Raw genomic sequence first — 16309 nt, 5'->3', positions numbered from 1 at the left:
GCGGGGCATCGATGATTGCGCGCGCCTTGTAACCTCTGCCCGGCCGGTCGAGCACGCGTCCGGAGAAGGTCTGGCAAAGGGGTACGGGTGGAGTCACGCAGAGTGGCCGGGTGGGGTGCGGCAGTGGTGGTCGCCGGGGTGCTCAGCGGGTGCGGCTCGTCCGAGGAACCCGTCGCCACACCGGGACTGGCGGCGCGTGGCACGGTGCTCACCACCGTCAAGCCGACCCGACAGGACCTCAGCAACCAGGTCGGCCTGTCCGGCACGGTCACGATCAACCCGGTCTTCGGCATCGTCGCGCCGACCGACGGCGAGCTGCGCTTCCTCGACAAGACACCGTCGAAGGTCCCCGCCGTACGGCCGAAGTGGGTTGCCACCGTGTGGGACGAGGACGGCGCACCACGGCGGATCAACCTGCCGCGGGGCTCGATCCTGGCCGGGCGGCTCATGGACGACCGGGCGGACGTGACGGCGGGCATGCCGATCATCTCGGCCCGGCACTCCGGTTACGGCATCGTCGCCGAGATCGACAGCGCCCAGGCGTACCGGATCTCCGGTGCCGTCACCGACGTGCGCGCCCAGATCAAGAACGGACCAGGACCTTTCTCCTGTACGGCGTTGGGCACGATCGCGGCCCTGCCGGCCGGCTCGATTCCCGAGCCCCCGCCGCCCACCACCCAGCCGACCACCGGCCCGTCCGGCGCCCCGCCGGTGAGCCTGCCCGAACAGCCGGACGACACCGGCGGCAGCGAGGGCTCCGAGGCCACCGGCATGCGGCTGGTCTGCGTCCCGCCCGGCGGCGTCAAGCTGATCAACGGCGCCCAGGTGACGCTGCAGGTCGTCACCGAGAAGGCCGCCAAGGTGATGGTGCTGCCGGTCGAGGCGGTGGCCGGCGTGCAGGGCAGGGGCAAGGTCGACATCGTCGGCGCCGACCAGCAACGCAAGACCGTCGACGTGGTTCTCGGCCTCACCGACGGCAAGGTCGTGCAGATCAAGTCGGGGCTCAAGGGCAACGAGACCATCGCCGTGCCCGGACCCGACCTGCCCGCCGCCCCGGACGGCGCCAAGGGACCCAACGGATGACCGCCCTGATCGAACTGGACGGCATCACCAAGGTTCTCAAGGGCCAGGAGCAGCCGCGGACGATCCTCGACGGGGTCGGCCTGACCGTCGAGGCCGGGCAGAGCGTAGCCATCGTGGGTCGCTCCGGGTCGGGCAAGAGCACCTTGCTGAGCGTCATCGGCCTGTTCGACCGGCCCGACTCGGGCAGTTACCGGCTCGACGGGCACGAGATCGCCCGGCTGCCGGAGCGCCGCGCGGCCAAGCTGCGCAGCTCCCATTTCGGGTTCGTCTTCCAGCGGTTCTTTCTGCTCAAGCACCTGACCGCGGCCCAGAACGTGGCGATGGCGCTGGTCAACGGTCAGGGCTGGCTGCCCCGCCGGCAGCGCCGGGCCCGGGTGCTGGAGGCGCTCGAGCAGGTCGGCATCGCGCATCTGGCCAGGAGCCGCCCGGCCAAGATGTCCGGCGGCGAGCAGCAGCGGGTGGCGATCGCGCGGGCCCTCGTACGGGATCCCAAGGTTCTGCTGGCCGACGAGCCGACCGGCGCCCTGGACACCGAGACCGGCACGCTGGTGATCGACGCGCTGCTGGCGGCGACCGGCCGTGGCTGCGGGTTGATCCTGGTGACGCACGACCGCGACCACGCCGCGCGGATGGGCCGCATCCACGACCTGGTCGACGGCGTGCTCAGCGAGCGGGTGAGGGTGCGATGAGGCGGCTCTCCGGCCGGTTCCGGTCCGCGCTGATCATCGGCGTCCAGGGCATCCGCGCCCGCAAGCTGCGCACCCTGCTGTCGATGATCAGCCTGTTCCTGGGCGTGCTCGCTGTCGTGGTCGTGCAGGCGGGTGCGAGCATCGCCGAACGGGCGCTGCTGGCCGACGTCGAGATCCAGCAGGGTTACGACGGCACCCGCGTGATGGACATGCCGATGCAGCAGGAGGCGACCGAGATGCTCGCCGCCACCGTGCGGGGGCGCGACGACGCGGTGGCCCTGCTCGGCGTCAGCGGCATCGTCGGCGAACCCGGCGTGCTGCCGGTCAACCCGGGCGGCGCGCCGCTCGACGAGGACTGGGGCCCGGCCATGATCTGCAACGACCAGGGTTGCGAGCCGGCGCCGGGCGTGCGGGGGCAGGCCGTCGAGGTGCGGCTGACCGCGCTCTCGGGCGACGTGCGCAAGTTCCGCCCCTACCGCACCGTCTCGGGTCAGTGGCTCGACTTCACCCGGATGCCGTCGATGTCGCCGCGGCTCGTGCTCAACCAGCCCGCCGCCGAGGCGTTCGAGCAGTACCACGTGCCCGCCGAGTTGCGTGTCGGCGGCGCCGCGGCGAACGTCACGCCCCAGTTCGTCGGCGTCGTCGACGACGGCGACAATCAACCCCGGGCCTACGTACGCCTGGACGAGCTGAGCACCTGGCTGCCGCCCGCGCGCCTGGCCGACCCGAGCGCGGGCGGCGAGATGCGCCTGCTGATGACCGAGGGGTCACCCGTCGAGCCGGTGGTCAGCGCGAAACTCAAGGCGCTCGGCAACGAGCCGTACGTCTACACCATCCAAACCCGCAAGGACCAGGAGAAGCAGCTCAACCTGATGCGGCTGGTGTTCTTCTCGATGGCCGGGCTGGTGCTGCTGATCGGCGTCGCCGGCATCCTCAACGTCGGCCTGGCCACGGTCGGCGAGCGGGTCGAGGAGTTCGCCCTGCGCCGGGCGGTCGGCACACCCCGCACCCTGCTGGCCGGCATCGTGCTGGCCGAGACGCTGCTGACCGGGCTGCTCACGGCCGCCGCGGCGATCGGAGCGAGCGCGGCCGCCCTCAAAGTCGTGACCATGCTGGTCGGCGACGCCGAGCCGATCCTGCGCGACGTCCAGTTCCCGTGGGAGGCGGGCGTGGCCGGCATCATCGCCGGCCTGATCGCGGGCATTCTGGGCGGCTTCATCCCCGCCCTGCGCGCCGCCGGCATCCCCATCGCCACCGTCATGCGCGCCTAGTCCGCACCGCGGCCACGGCGCGGCCCAGCCGGAAAAGGCGGGCCGGAACCACATTCGCGGCCTGCCATCCGTCCGCAAACCCGTTTGTCCACACTAGAATCCGCGGAATGACGGAGCTCGATACCGGCATCCCCCATTCCGCGCGGGTCTGGAACTACTGGCTCGGCGGCACCGACAACTTCGCGGCCGACCGGGCCGTGGGCGACGACTTCGCGCGGCTCTATCCCGACATCGTCGTCGTGGCCCGCAGCTCCCGGGCCTTCCTCAAGCGCGCCGTGACCCATCTGGCCGCCGACCAGGGCGTACGCCAGTTCCTCGACGTCGGCACCGGCATCCCCTCGGCCGAGCACACCCATCAGGTCGCCCACGCCGTGGCCCCGGACGCGCAGGTCGTGTACGTCGACAACGACCCGCTCGTGCTGGCCCACGCCCACACCGTCCTGAAGGACGACGCCGTCTACCTCGACGCCGACCTGCGCGAGCCCGCGTCGATCCTCGCCTCCGCCGGCCTCGACCTGACCCAGCCCGTCGCGCTGATCCTCATGAACATCCTCGGGCACATCCCCGACCTCGACGAGGCGGTCTCGATCGTCCGTACGCTGATGGACGCCCTGCCCTCCGGGAGCTATCTGGTGACCGCCGACGGCACCAACGTCCTCGACGGTCCCGCCTTCACCGCGGCGATCGACGTGTGGAACGCCAACGCCCCGCTTTCGTACCACCTGCGCCACCCCGACGAGTTGTCCCGCTTCCTCGACGGGCTGGAGGTGCTGGAGCCGGGCCTCGTGCCATGCGCTCGCTGGCGTCCCGCCACTGACGACGTACGGGAAACCGACGAGTATGCCGCGGTAGCGCGTAAACCCTGATGCGGGTTGCCCCTCCGGCGGGCGGCCGGAGGGGCACTCGACGGCCTAGCGGGCTGTGGCGTAGGCGGCCGAGCCGATCAGCTCCAGCGACACCTGCAACCGCTCCAGGCTGATGTTCTTGGCGATCGTGTCCTCCGGGCTGTGGTACGGCGGCTCCAGCAGCGCCGGCGACTCCTCGCCCCGCCACGAGAAGTTGGCCGCCGCGATCCCGGCCTCCTGGAAGGACTGGTGGTCGGACGACCCGCGCAGCGTCACCGGGCTGATCCGCGGGGTGTAGCCGAGCCGGGCCGCGGCCGCCGTGACCTCGTCGGTGGCCCGGTTGGCCAGCCCGTCGAACGACAGCACCCAGTAGCGGGTGGCCGGGTCCCAGCTCGTCGCGACCATGTCGTTCTGGTAGACGGCGAGGATGCGGTCACGTTCGGCCTGCGGCAGCTGCGCCACGTAGTAGCGCGAACCGATCAGCCCCTGCTCCTCCGAGCCCCACAGCGCGAACTTCAGCTGCGCGGTGGTGGGCAGCTTACGCAGCACGCGGGCCAGTTCCAGGCAGAGCACGGTGCCCGAGCCGTCGTCGTTCGCGCCGGGCGCGCCGATCACCGTGTCGTAGTGGGCGCTGACCATCACGACCGGGCCCGTCGCCGGCTCGCGCCGGCGCTGGCCGGCGATCACATTGTTCGAGGTCAGGCCGCGGTGGGCCGCCGTCGACAGGGTCAGCGAGAGCTTGCGGGCGGCCAGCAGCGCACGCAGGCGGTGCTTCTGGGCCTGGGCCACCCCGACGACCGGGATGGGCGCGGGAGTGGCCAGGCCGGGCAGTTGCGGGCTGAACGCCGACGCGCGGCGGGGCTCGACCAGGTCGGCCGGCAGGAAGATGACCGCGGCTGCCTTGCGGGCAACGGCCAGGTTGACGACCGTCTCGCGGGTGGCGGCCACGTAGTCGATCAGCAGGATCTTGCCCCGGACGTCGGCCGGGTAGTCGGCCTCGCCGCCCAGCTTGGCGTCGAGCACGTCGCCGCGCACCTTGGTGTCCAGGGCCGCGTGGGGCGAGGCGCCGCACTGCCAGTTGAGGTCGGTGGGCAGGCCGCGCGGCGAGCTCAGCTGGGCGAGGAACTTGTCGGCGACCGGGAACGGCTGCAGGTCGACGTCGTAGCCGTACTTGTCGAGCACACCCGCGATGTAGCCGGCGGCCACCCGCTCGGACCGGGTGCCGCCGATGCGCGGGCCGATGCCGATCGACAGCACCTTGAGGTGGTCGAGCGCGCGTTCCGCCGAGACCCGCTTCGCCACGTCGATGTCGTGACCGGTCAGCGCGGGCGGCTGCGCGGCGCCCGGCCGCTGCTCGGTCGCGGCCCAGGCCGGCGCGGGCAACGCGACGGTGGCCGCCCCACCCAGCGCCACGGTCAGCATGCGCCGACGGCTCACCGATGAGCGGCGCGATTCCGTGTCCAAGATTCCTCCTCGGTCGATCCGGTCGCGTCCCGGCTGTTTTCCGGGTCGGCACCGGTCCGTGCTCCGGCTCGTGTTCCGGCCTGTCGTCCGGCGCACGCTCCGCGTTTGACAAGCAACCTAGGGGTGAAATCACGGATCTTCAATATTGACAGTTGTGAAGTGATCGGCCCGGTGACCTCATCATCGTCACCGAGCCCGCCGTCCGCAGCCCGATGCGCGTTTTCCCCCCGACCGTCCCGTACGGGCCTGTGGTGTCTATGCCAGCGACGTGCGCGCCGGCGGCGGGGTGTCCGGCCCGGGTGCCGGCTCGTCGGGCGTGGAGTCACCGTCGGGTTCCTCGGTGCCGGGCGGCTCGCGGTCGGGGGTCGGTTCCCCGCCGGGGTGACGAACGAGGTAACGCACCGCGGTGTTCAGAACGGCCAGCAGCGGCACGGCGATCAGGCCACCCACGATGCCGGCCAGGACCACGCCCGACGCGATCGCGAGGATCACGGCGAGGGGGTGCAGCGCGACCGCCCGGCCCATGATGAGCGGCTGCAACACGTGCCCCTCGAGCTGCTGCACCGCGATCACCACACCGAGCAGGATGAGCGCCTTCACCGGGCCGACCGTGACCAGCGCGACCAGCACGGCGACGGCGCCGCTGACAGTCGCGCCGACCACCGGGACGAACCCGCCCAGGAAGACCAGCGCCGCCAGCGGCAGGGCCAACGGGACACTCAACGCGAACAGCCCGATGCCGATGCCGATGGCGTCGACGAACGCGACGAGCACCGTGGCGTGCACGTACGCGACCAGCGTGTGCCACGAGTAATGCCCCGCGCGGGCCGTCGGCACCCGGGCGCCGGACGGCAGCAACCGGCACAGGAAACGCCAGATCTGGTCGCCGTCGCGCAGGAAGAAGAACAGGGTGAACAGCGTGAGGAAGAAGCCTGTGCCGACCTCGCCGACCGTGGTCGCCGTGGTCACCGCGCCCGAGGTGAGCGCGCCCCGGTTCTCGGTGAGCGAGCGCTGGGCCTGATCGATGTAGTCGTTGATCTGCTGCTGCGAGATGTGCAGCGGCCCGCGCGCCAGCCAGTCCTGCACCTCGCGGACCCCGTCGCCGACCTGCGTGCTCAGGGTGCCGATCTGCGAGACGAACGTGTTGATGATCAGCCCGAGGCCGCCGAAGACCACGACCAGCGCGACGATCAGCACCAGCGCCGAGGCGAGCGAACGGCCCAGACCCCGGCCGCGCAGCCAGGCCGCGACGGGCTGGAACATCGCCGCCAGCAACACCGCGACCAGCACCGGAATGATCACCACGTCGAGGTGGGCGATCATCCGCAGCAGGACCCAGCCGACCGCCAGGAACAGCAGAAGCCGCCACGACCAGGCTCCGGCCACCCGTACGGGCCGGGGCAGGCCGTCCTCGTCGCGCGGGGAGGCGTCGACCATCACCACCGGGGTGGCGCCCTCGACAACAGCGTCACCGGGGAACGGCGGCACCCCAGTGTTCCTTCGCGCCTGTTCGATCCGGGCCTGGGCCCGTGCGCGCACTTCGTCCATCCAGGCCATGCCCGACCCTCTTCCGCATCCGATTCGACGCGACGCGATACCCGGGCCGGCGTACGCGGAAACGTGCCGTTCATCGCCTTTCTCGCCCGGTGTACGAAATGGTGCGCCGACGGGCGGCCGAGTGCCCCGAATACCCCCGTTGAACAGCTATATTCATGTCATTTCCGCACGCTTTTCCGCTCGACCCAATACCATCTCCGGAAATGCCGGAACCGCGCGTGCGCCCCGTTTTCCTGTGTTGAGCTGTCCGGGACCTTTGACGAAGTCCCGGAGGGAATTCGAGATGCGCAACAAATTGTCCGCCGGAGTCTGCCTGGCAGCCGGCGCCGCCCTGGCGCTCACACCCGCGACGCCCGCGCTCGCCGCCGACCCGGACCCGGCCACCGCCACGACCTCATGGCTGCCGGGCGGGAACCGCATCGTCCTGATCATCATGGGCGACATCAAGCTGCCGGACCTGGCCGGACTGCCCGGAATGCCAACGGCCCCGGGCGGCTCGACCGGCCAGACGGGCACCTCGACGGGCGGGTCCGCAGCGCCCACGGACACCACGGTTCCCGCCCCTGTCACCTCCGTCCCGCCGACAACCGACACCACGGTCCCCAAACCCACAAACACCGGCACCACCGGCACAGACGGCACGGGAACCGGCACCACCGGCTCGACCGGCACCGCCGGCCCAGTGACGGGCACGACCGGCACCGGCACAACGGGCACCGGCACAACGGGGACCGACACCACCGGCACGACCGGCACCGCCGGCCCAGTGACGGACACGACCGGCACCGACACCACCGGCACCGACACCACGGGAACCGGCACAACGGGGACCGACACCACCGGCACGACCGGCACCGCCGGCCCAGTAGCGGACACGACCGGCACCGACACGACCGGCACCGACACCACGGGAACCGGCACAACGGGGACCGACACCACCGGCACGACCGGCACCGCCGGCCCAGTGACGGACACGACCGGCACCGACACGACCGCAACTACCGGGACCGACGCCACCGGCACTGTCACGACCGGCACAGACACCACGGCCACGACTGGCACGGATGCCACCGGCACCGACACCACGGCCACTGATGCCACGACCACTGACGCCGCGGCCACGACAGGCACCGACACCGTAGGCACAGACACCACCGACGCGACTGGCGCCGACGTGACGGCTACCGGTACCACCGGCACAGACGCCACCGGAATGACTGGCACGGACACGACGACCACGGGTATCGACGTCACCGGGACCGCCGCCGACACCACCGGAACGACTGGCACCGACGTCACGACCACTGACATCACGGACACCAACGTCACGGACACCAACGTCACAGCCACCGACGCCACCGGCACCACGGCGACCGACACCACCAGCACGACCGGCACGGACGCCACCGGCGCCCAGACCGCCGAGCCGGCCGGCGCCGAGACCACGACAACGGCCATCGGCCTCGACCTCACCGGCACCGCCACCACCCAGACCGGCACCGCCGGCGCCCCCACCCAGGAAGAGGTCACACCCTGACCCGGGGCGGGCCATCTCCGCGACGTAGCCGAAACCACGTCACCCAACACGCATACGAAGACCTGGCCGGCGCCCCACCCGGGACGCCGGCCAGACCCACTCCCCACCACATGATCAAGTCAAACTGATCACCACACGGGCCCACCCTCCACGGGGGCTCCCCCTCAGCCATTGTCGCGGGTTTTGGGGATCTTGGGGTGGGGGGTTGTGGACGACCGGGGATTGTGGACAACGGGATGGTCTTCGGCTGAACGTGTTATGTGGCGGGGGTGCCGGTGACCTCGAGGTTGCGGAGCCGGCCGCGGTTGTCGAACGAGCCGAAACCGACCCGCCCCGAGCCGAACGTGGTGTCCCGGGCCGTCATCAGCGGGTCCGCCCTTCCGTCCACGTAGACCGCGATCTCCCCCGTCCCCGGCAGGTGCTTCACTCGTACGCTGTGCCATTTCTCGTCCACCACGGCCGGGTTCGCGCCGCGTGAGCGTCCGTTCCACTGGTAATCGATCCGCTCGCGGTCGGCGTTGTTGACTTTGAAGATGCCGTTGTGGGGCAGGATCGTGTTGTCGGTCGACAGGTGCGCGTAGTAGAACTGCGTGTCCGACTGGTATCCGAAGACAATGATCACGTCACGGTTGGTCAGCGTGACCGGCTCGTCCAGGCGTACGCCCGCTTTGATGTCGACGGATTTCCACACCGGACCGGCGGTCAGCACGGCGTATTCGAAGGGCCGCCGCGGTCCGGGCCGTTCGCTGCCGGCCTCGGCGAGGATCACCTGCCCGTCGGTGAATTGCCATTTGGACGGGGTGACGGGCGCCCAGTTGGCGGCGCGCGGCGCGGGCGTGATCCGTTTGTGCCCGGCGGAGGCGGCTGCGAAGGTGCGGGTCCCGGTCACCTTCCAGATCTTGCCATTGGCCTTGGCCAGGACGTAGAGCTCCCCTTGGGCGTCGGTGCCGAAGCGCAGGTCGACACGGTTGGGGTCGCCGGGCGCGCCGGGAGCGGACAGGTCCTGCATCCGTACGGGGGTCCCGGCGGGGGTGAAGAGGTTGAGCCGGTGGATCGTGGCCGGGTTCTTGCCGCGGCGCATCTCCGACGCCTCGGTGTAGAACACCCGGCCGTCGACGAGGTCGCCGAACACGTACTTGCCGCGCAGTGCCGGCACGTCGCGCCCGCGGTAGACGAAGCCGCCGGCCACCGCCACGCCCACGTCGGAGGTGCAGTTCCAGCCGGGCGCCGGGTTGTGGTCGTACGCGGCGACGGGGTAGACGTACCCGCTGTCGTCGGCGGGCAGCGGGAGCAGCCGGTCGCACGCCGTGGCGGGGGTCTTGTCGAAGACGAACGCGCCCTCGCGCTCGCTCCAGCCCATGTTGTCGCCGGCGCGCACCTCGTAGATCGCCTCGATGGAGTGTTCACCGATGTGCCCCAGGTAAAGCTTTCCGGTGGCGCGGTCCCAGCTGAACCGGTGCGGGTCCCGATACCCGTACGACCAGATCTCGCCGGCCGCCGACGGAGAGGAAACGAAGGGGTTGTCGGCGGGGATCCCGTATTTGCCGTTGGGCGAGTTGCGCCCGGCCGGGTCGATGCGCAGCAGTTTGCCGTGCGGGACGGCCAGGTTCTGCGGGTCGGTGTTGTTCACGCCGAGCCCACCGTCCCCCACGGCCAGGTAGAGCTTGCCGTAGTCGGCCGTGCCCCGGCGCGCCGTCGGGTTGAAGTTGATTTCCTGGATGCCGTGGATCTGGCCGCCGAAGCCGATCCGCAGCAGTTCCCGGTGGGTGCCGGCGAAGGTGTCGGCGGCCGGGTTCGTGGCCTTCCACTCGTTGATGACCCCGTGGAACAGCACTGTCGATTGGGCGTAATCGGGCACCGCGGTGGTTTGTGACGCCTGCTCGGTGTGGATCGTGTAGAACTGGCCGTTGCGTTTGAAGTCGGGGTGGAACGCCACGTAGCCGAAGCCCTGCCCGAGCCCGCGGCCCGAGAAGAACCGCGGGGCGAAGGTCGTTGCCACGTCGAGGTAGACGCTGGGTACGCCGTTCTTGACGATGTAGAGGCTGCCGTTGAGGTCGGGCACGGCGCGGCGCCCGGAGCCGTCGGGCAGCTCCATGACGGTGTTGATCCGGGCGACCCGGTTGAGGCGCTGGTCGACCAGCGGCGGGTTGGTCTCGCTCTTGGGGAACTGGGCGTATTCGGTCAGCACGAGCCCGAGCTTCGAGGTGACGGGCTCGGTCGGAACAGGATCATGGATTGGGCCCGCAGAAGCATGGGCGGGGGCACCGGCCAATGTGGACAGAAGTGCCACGGCGAGAAGAATACGGCGCATCACAAAGCTCCTAAGCCCCTGGCCAGAACTCCTTCCCGTAACCCTGGGGTAGCCAGGGCGAGGTCCAGGGTGCCGCGGTGGCCAAGTTCTGGGCGTCGGTGCGGTGGCGGAAGAACGCGTGGGCTTGCTGGACGCGGTCGGTGATGGTCGCGGTCGCGGTATTGGCGATCTGTCGTTTCATCGCGGCCCAGAGTCGTTCGACTGGATTGTCTTGGGGGCTGTATTTCGCGCCTTCGATGACCTGGATGCGGGGATGCTCGGCGAGCCACCGTTGAGTGATTTTGGAGTGGTGGGTGCTGCCGTTGTCGCAGATCACGGCGATGACCGGGGCGTTGGGGTAGGCGTCGAGTAGTTGCTGCAGGAAGTAGCAGAAGACGACCGAGACGTTCTTGACGCTGATGTGGTGGTGCACGGTGCCGGTGAGCAGGTTGACCGCGCCGTGCACCGTGCGGCGCACGTTGGTACCTGGGGTCAGGATCCGGTGTCGCAGGCCGGTGGGCATCCAGCAGGCGCGGACCCGGGCGAGCAGGTCGAGGTGGGTCTCGTCCTCGGCCAGGACCACGCTGCCGGCTGGTAGGGCGGTGATGCGTTCGCGGATCTGGGCGCAGATGGTGTCGCGGTTCGGGTCGCTTTTGGCGATCAAGCGGGGCCGGGCCCAGCGGGCTTGCTCTTTGATGCGGCGGCGCATCGTGGACATGCTCAGCTGGGGCCGGCCCAGCGCTTTCCAGATCCGGGAGGTGGTCCAGGACCGGGGTGTCTGCAGCAGGGTGTGGATGCGGTCGCCGAGACGCCGGCTGCCTTTACGGGGCCGTCCCGGTCGGGGCCGGTCGGGTAACCCCGCGAGGCCTTCAGCGTGGTGGCGGGCGATCCAGCCGCGAACGGTTTTCGGGTCGTAGTGCAGCAGATCCGCGATCTCGCTGGCGGACCAGCCGGCCGCGGACAGCACCACCATCATGATCCGGGTGGCGTTACGCCACGGGCCGTGCAGGGCCGTAATCAGTTCGGTGTGTTGCTGTTCGGACATGCTGGCATACACGTGCGCGGGGCGCATACTGGCGGTGACCTCGTCGGGGTTCAGGCTCTTGTGTGGAAACCTGATCCGAACCCACGGCGGGGTCTTTACGTTGGTATGTCCCTCTCGCTGAGCGTGTTCGCGGACAGCCCGTCACTAGTTACGTACCGCACTTCTGACTACACGCTTAGTAGAGGCGGTACTGGTTCGCGACGTCACGCGCCGGGAGCGAGCGGTCGAGGAACATCAGCGCGTCCATCCGGCAGTCGCACGGATTGCGTTCGAGCGTGTTCTGCGGGAAGCTCCCGCCGATCTTGATGCCGCGCGGGTCGGTCGCGCTGGTGACGTGCGGACCGGGCCCGTTGACCAGCCAGGGGTCGTCGGTTCGGGTGTAGGAGCCGGGCACCGGCTTGCCGTTGCGATAGAGCGCCATCGTGCCCTTGGTGAAGTCGAACGTGGCCGCCAGGTGCACCCACTTGTCCTTGGGCATCAGCGTGCGCCAGTCCTCGTCGGCGGCGAAGGTCTGCGAGTTGCCGCCGTCGAGGCGCCGGCCGAGCGCCACCAGCTTCAGTTCGCCGTTCACGTCGATGAGTTCGAGCAGAGCCCGTACGCCGTGACCGTCGGAATCGCCCGTCAGCACGCCCGCCAGTCCGATGGCGTTGAATCCGGCGGCCGGGCCGTCCATCGAGCGCCTGAACCAGCCCATGACCGTGGCGCCCTCGACGGCGTTGAACGCCCGCAGCGTACGGACGCCACTGGCCGACCAGATGCCTGCCTTCCAGTCGTCGTTGCCGGTGACGCCGGGGTTCACCTGCCTGGTCTGCAGCACGCGCCCACCCCCGGGATAGGCGCGGTCGGCGACCCGCATGGCGGCCCCGCCGTTGACCAGTTCGATCTCGGTGCTGGATCGGCCCTGGTCCTGTTCGAGCGCGGGGTCGCCGCGCAGCGGATGGTCGAAGTCGTAGTAGGCGACCAGGTTCGGCCGCAGGGACGGATGGACGTCGCGCGGGCCGTTCTGACCGGCCGACGCGGGGGCCGCGGTGGCCGCGAGGACAGCGGCGGCGACGACGGCGACGCGCCCGGTTCTTCGCATGAAACGCACCTCTCTGGACGGGACAGGTTGCACTTCTGGGAGCGGAGGAGGCGGGAAGCGGGACGGGAACAGGGTGAGGTGGCCGCCTCACACGGCGGGACGGCCACCGAGATAGAGCTCCCCGAGCTGGGGGTCGGCCAGCAGGTCGGCCGCCGGCCCGGAGATGTGCACGCGCCCGAGGTCGAGCACGCACCCGAGGTCGGCGGTCTCCAGCGCGCGCCGGGCGTTCTGCTCCACCAGCAGCACGGCCGTCCCGGCGTCGCGCATCCGCACGACCTGGTCGAAGATGGTGCTGGTGGCCTTGGGGTCGAGGCCCATGGACGGCTCGTCGAGCAGCACGACCTTGGGGTCGACCATGAGCGAGCGGGCGAACTCGACCTGTTTCTGCTGCCCGCCCGAGAGCAGCCCGGCGAGCGAGTTCCACCGCTCCCCCACCACCGGGAGGAGCTCCTTGACGAACCTCGCGCGCCGCGTTTTCTCCGTACGGTCGTGGAGCGTGTACCCGCCGAGCAGCACGTTCTCCTCGACGGTCATCTCACGGAACACGCTGTGCCCCTGCAGCACCAGCGCGACCCCTTCGGCGAGCATCCGCTGCGGTCCCGCGCCGGTCAGGTCCTTGCCGCCGACCAGCACCCGGCCCGACCGGGGGCTCAGCAGCCCGGACGCCACCTTCAGCACCGTGGACTTGCCGGCGCCGTTCGGCCCGACCAGGCAGACGACCGTGCCGGCGGGGACGGCGACGCTGAAGCCGCGCAGCACGGGGGCGGCTCGTCCGTAGCCGGCCCGCACGTCGACGAGCTCGATCTCAGACACCAAGGTAGGCCCCCAGCACTCGGTCGTCGGCCCGGATCTCGGCCGGCGGTCCCGCAGCGATCGGCCGGCCGCGGTCGAACACCACGATGTGGTCGCTGATGCTCATGACGAGGTCCATGTTGTGTTCGACGATCACGAACGTGCGGCCCTCGGCGTTGAGCTCGCGCACCAGCGTGCCGATCCGGTCGAGCAGGGCCGGGTTGACGCCGCCCGCGGGCTCGTCGAGCAGGATCGTCGCGGGCTCGGCCATCAGCACACCGGCCAGCTCGAGCAGCTTCTGCTGCCCCCACGACATGTTCCGGGCCTCGGCGCCGGCCAGGTGCTCGATGCCGAGCCGGGTGAGCCAGTGGTGGGCGCGTTCCAGCTCGTGGCGCCGGTGCGCGCTGCGCAGGCCGTGCAGCAGCCCGCCGGGGCGCACGGCCGCGAGGACGTTCTCGATCGCGGTCAGGCGCGGGAAGATGCGGCAGAGCTGGAACGTACGCCCGACCCCGGCGCGGGCGATCACGTGCGGCGCCCGTCCGGTCAGGTCCCTTCCCCCGTACGAGATCCGGCCCGCATCCGGTTTGATCATGCCGGTCACGCAGTTGAAGAACGTGGTCTTGCCGCTGCCGTTCGGCCCGATCAGCGCGTTCACCCTGCCGGGCAGGAACGACACGTCGGCGTCGTCGATCGCCACCACGCCGCCGAACGACTTGCGCAGACCCGTGGTCGTAAGGGTCACGACTTCACCTCCGTCCGGCCGCGGCGCTGCTCGGCCAGGTCGGCCGCGGTCACCTCGCGGATCGAGCTGTCCTGCCGCTTACGCAGCCGCTTGGCCGGCGCGCCCAGCGAGGGGATCACGCCGTCCGGCATGAACATGACAACCAGGCCGAGCAGCAGGCCCGTGGTCACCAGGTGCAGCGGGGTGTTGCCGAACTCGACCTTGAAGTATTCGAGCGCGACACCGACCACGACGGCGCCCAGCACCGGCCCGTACAGGTTGCGCACGCCGCCGAGCAGGGCCATGAGCACGATGTACGAGCCGGTCAGCACGCTGAACTGGAAGACCGGGTCGAGGTCGCCGAACCAGAGCGCGTACAGGCCGCCGGCCAGCGCCGTGAACGCGGCCGACACGACGAAGACGGTCAGCTTGTACGCGAACGTGGGCGTCCCGAGCGATTCGGCCTTGTCCTCGTCCTCACGGATCGCCTTGAGCCCCATGCCGAACCGGGACCGGTCGAGCAGCCACCATGTGGCCAGGGCGAGCAGCAGCAGTCCCCCGTACAGGAAGAAGAAGACGCGGTGATGCTCGGGGCGCAGCATGCCCGGGAACGGCCGCGGCACCACCAGCCCGCGGGAGCCGCCGGTGACCGACGACCAGCTCTGGAAGACCAGCAGCAGGATGAGCACGAGCGCGATCGAGACGATGACGAACGAGGCGCCCCGTACGCGCAGGGCGGCGAAGCCGATGGGAACGGCGAGCGCCGCCACGAGCAGAGCCGCCACGAGCAGGCCGGCGAAACTGGGCAGGGACGCCTTGGTGATCAGCAGTCCGGTCGCGTAGCCGCCGAGCCCGGCGAGGGCGCCGTGGCCGAGCGAGATGTAGCCGGTGAAGCCGCCGACGAAGTTCCACGCGGTGGCCAGCACGGCCCAGTTGAGGACGATCACGCCGGACGAGAGCACGTACGGGTTGGGGGCCAGGCTCGGGAAGACCGCGATCGCCGCGATCAGGACGAGCGCGGGGAGCCCGTACGAGAAAACGCCTTTAGAAACGCTGGGCAAGACGGCCTCCGAAGAATCCCTGCGGCCGGACGGCCAGGGTGGCGAACAACGCCACGTAGAACACGGTCTGCGCCCAGGTGGCGCCCATCGGGATCTGCAGCAGGCTCTGGGCCAGGCCCAGCAGCAGGGCGGCGGCCGCGGCGCCGGGCACGCTGCCCAGACCGCCGACCACGATGATCGCCATCAGCGGCCCGATCCAGTGCCAGTGCAGCGAGGGATAGATCGTGGTGTCGAGCGACAGCGCGGTGCCGCCCACGGCCGCGGTGGCCAGCCCCAGCCCGAAGCCGAAGCCGGCCGTCCGCTCGGTGTCGATGCCGACCAGCCGGGCCGCGTCCCGGTGCTGGATCGTGGCCCGCAGCGCCCAGCCGAACTGGGTGCGCTTCATCAGCACGTACAGCGCCGCGAGCGAGACCGCCGCGAGGCCGAACGCGATCAGCTTGACCACCGCCACCCGGGCCCCGAACAGTTCGAAGCTCGCGGTGCCGTAGCCGAGCCGGATGCGGCGCTGGGTGCCGGTGAAGGCGTACCCGAGCAGGCCCTCGATCATCAGCGCGATCGCGAACGTGATCAGCACCGACATCATCGTGAGCGTGGCCGGGCGCAGCCGCGACAGCAGTCCCCGTTGCAGCAGCACTCCCGCGCCGAAGAACAGCGGCACGGTCACCACCAGCGACAGCAGCGGGTCGACGCCCAGGCGGTCGTTCGTCCACCAGGCCAGGTAGGCGGCCAGGATCAGGAAGGCCGAGTGGGCGATCATGACGACCCGCATGATGCCGAAGTAGAGGGTCAGCCCCGCGGCGAGCAGTGCGTACATCCCGCCGAGGAGCAGACCGAGGATGATGCTCTGGAACAGCAGCGCACCGGACGGCATCG

14 protein-coding genes are annotated in these 16309 nt (G+C 70.3%); 5 read left to right on the top strand and 9 right to left on the bottom strand.

Annotation, left to right across the window (positions count from 1 at the left end; translation table 11 throughout):
* Positions 1–87 precede the first annotated feature (87 nt).
* The 4 genes from C8E87_RS33875 (at position 88) to C8E87_RS33860 (ending at position 3909) form a co-directional block, all read left to right on the top strand.
* Positions 88–1083 (top strand): efflux RND transporter periplasmic adaptor subunit, encoded by a 996-nt coding sequence (locus C8E87_RS33875; protein ID WP_239080754.1) that lies wholly within the window; start codon positions 88–90, stop codon positions 1081–1083.
* A complete protein-coding gene (locus C8E87_RS33870) occupies positions 1080–1772 on the top strand; it encodes an ABC transporter ATP-binding protein (RefSeq protein ID WP_133877511.1) in 693 nt (230 codons plus the stop codon). Before C8E87_RS33875 ends, C8E87_RS33870 begins: the two co-directional genes overlap by 4 nt.
* Positions 1769–3043 carry an ABC transporter permease gene (locus C8E87_RS33865; protein WP_133877510.1) on the top strand — a complete coding sequence of 425 codons (1275 nt, stop codon included), beginning with the start codon at positions 1769–1771 and terminating at the stop codon, positions 3041–3043. The genes C8E87_RS33870 and C8E87_RS33865 overlap by 4 nt, the downstream gene beginning before the upstream one ends.
* Before the next feature lie 107 nt (positions 3044–3150).
* A complete protein-coding gene (locus C8E87_RS33860) occupies positions 3151–3909 on the top strand; it encodes an SAM-dependent methyltransferase (protein ID WP_133877509.1) in 759 nt (252 codons plus the stop codon).
* A gap of 45 nt (positions 3910–3954) precedes the next feature.
* Here the strand turns inward: C8E87_RS33860 and C8E87_RS33855 are convergent, their stop codons facing one another.
* Together C8E87_RS33855 and C8E87_RS33850 are read right to left on the bottom strand one after the other, a co-directional pair.
* Positions 3955–5352: a M28 family metallopeptidase gene (locus C8E87_RS33855; protein ID WP_239080755.1), complete on the bottom strand. Its 1398-nt coding sequence runs from the start codon at positions 5350–5352 to the stop codon at positions 3955–3957.
* A 255-nt stretch (positions 5353–5607) separates the two neighbouring features.
* Entirely contained in the window at positions 5608–6909 is a 1302-nt protein-coding gene (locus C8E87_RS33850) for an AI-2E family transporter (RefSeq protein ID WP_133877508.1), read from the bottom strand.
* Positions 6910–7192: 283 nt separating this feature from the next.
* Between C8E87_RS33850 and C8E87_RS33845 the strand changes: the two genes are divergently transcribed.
* Positions 7193–8446, top strand: a complete 1254-nt coding sequence (locus C8E87_RS33845; protein ID WP_133877507.1) for a hypothetical protein — start codon at positions 7193–7195, stop codon at positions 8444–8446.
* Between the two features lie 256 nt (positions 8447–8702).
* Here the strand turns inward: C8E87_RS33845 and C8E87_RS33840 are convergent, their stop codons facing one another.
* The 7 genes from C8E87_RS33840 to C8E87_RS33810 all read right to left on the bottom strand — a co-directional run bounded on the left by C8E87_RS33840 (position 8703) and on the right by C8E87_RS33810 (position 16307).
* Positions 8703–10634 (bottom strand): PQQ-dependent sugar dehydrogenase, encoded by a 1932-nt coding sequence (locus C8E87_RS33840; protein ID WP_239080756.1) that lies wholly within the window; start codon positions 10632–10634, stop codon positions 8703–8705.
* A 133-nt stretch (positions 10635–10767) separates the two neighbouring features.
* Positions 10768–11808: an IS630 family transposase gene (locus C8E87_RS33835; protein WP_133873337.1), complete on the bottom strand. Its 1041-nt coding sequence runs from the start codon at positions 11806–11808 to the stop codon at positions 10768–10770.
* A gap of 148 nt (positions 11809–11956) precedes the next feature.
* The gene (locus tag C8E87_RS33830) at positions 11957–12862 is read right to left on the bottom strand and encodes a LamG-like jellyroll fold domain-containing protein (protein WP_133877505.1); all 906 of its coding nucleotides are present in this window, start codon (positions 12860–12862) and stop codon (positions 11957–11959) included.
* Positions 12863–12949: 87 nt separating this feature from the next.
* Positions 12950–13675 carry an ABC transporter ATP-binding protein gene (locus C8E87_RS33825; protein ID WP_239080131.1) on the bottom strand — a complete coding sequence of 242 codons (726 nt, stop codon included), beginning with the start codon at positions 13673–13675 and terminating at the stop codon, positions 12950–12952.
* Positions 13668–14396, bottom strand: a complete 729-nt coding sequence (locus C8E87_RS33820) for an ABC transporter ATP-binding protein (protein ID WP_133877503.1) — start codon at positions 14394–14396, stop codon at positions 13668–13670. The genes C8E87_RS33825 and C8E87_RS33820 overlap by 8 nt, the downstream gene beginning before the upstream one ends.
* Positions 14393–15436 (bottom strand): branched-chain amino acid ABC transporter permease, encoded by a 1044-nt coding sequence (locus tag C8E87_RS33815; RefSeq protein ID WP_133877502.1) that lies wholly within the window; start codon positions 15434–15436, stop codon positions 14393–14395. The genes C8E87_RS33820 and C8E87_RS33815 overlap by 4 nt, the downstream gene beginning before the upstream one ends.
* Entirely contained in the window at positions 15420–16307 is an 888-nt protein-coding gene (locus tag C8E87_RS33810; RefSeq protein ID WP_133877501.1) for a branched-chain amino acid ABC transporter permease, read from the bottom strand. The genes C8E87_RS33815 and C8E87_RS33810 overlap by 17 nt, the downstream gene beginning before the upstream one ends.
* Positions 16308–16309 lie beyond the last annotated feature (2 nt).

Origin of the sequence: Paractinoplanes brasiliensis (genome assembly GCF_004362215.1) — a bacterium.
GTDB lineage: Bacteria > Actinomycetota > Actinomycetes > Mycobacteriales > Micromonosporaceae > Actinoplanes > Actinoplanes brasiliensis.
This window is presented reverse-complemented; position numbering and strand designations above follow the sequence as displayed.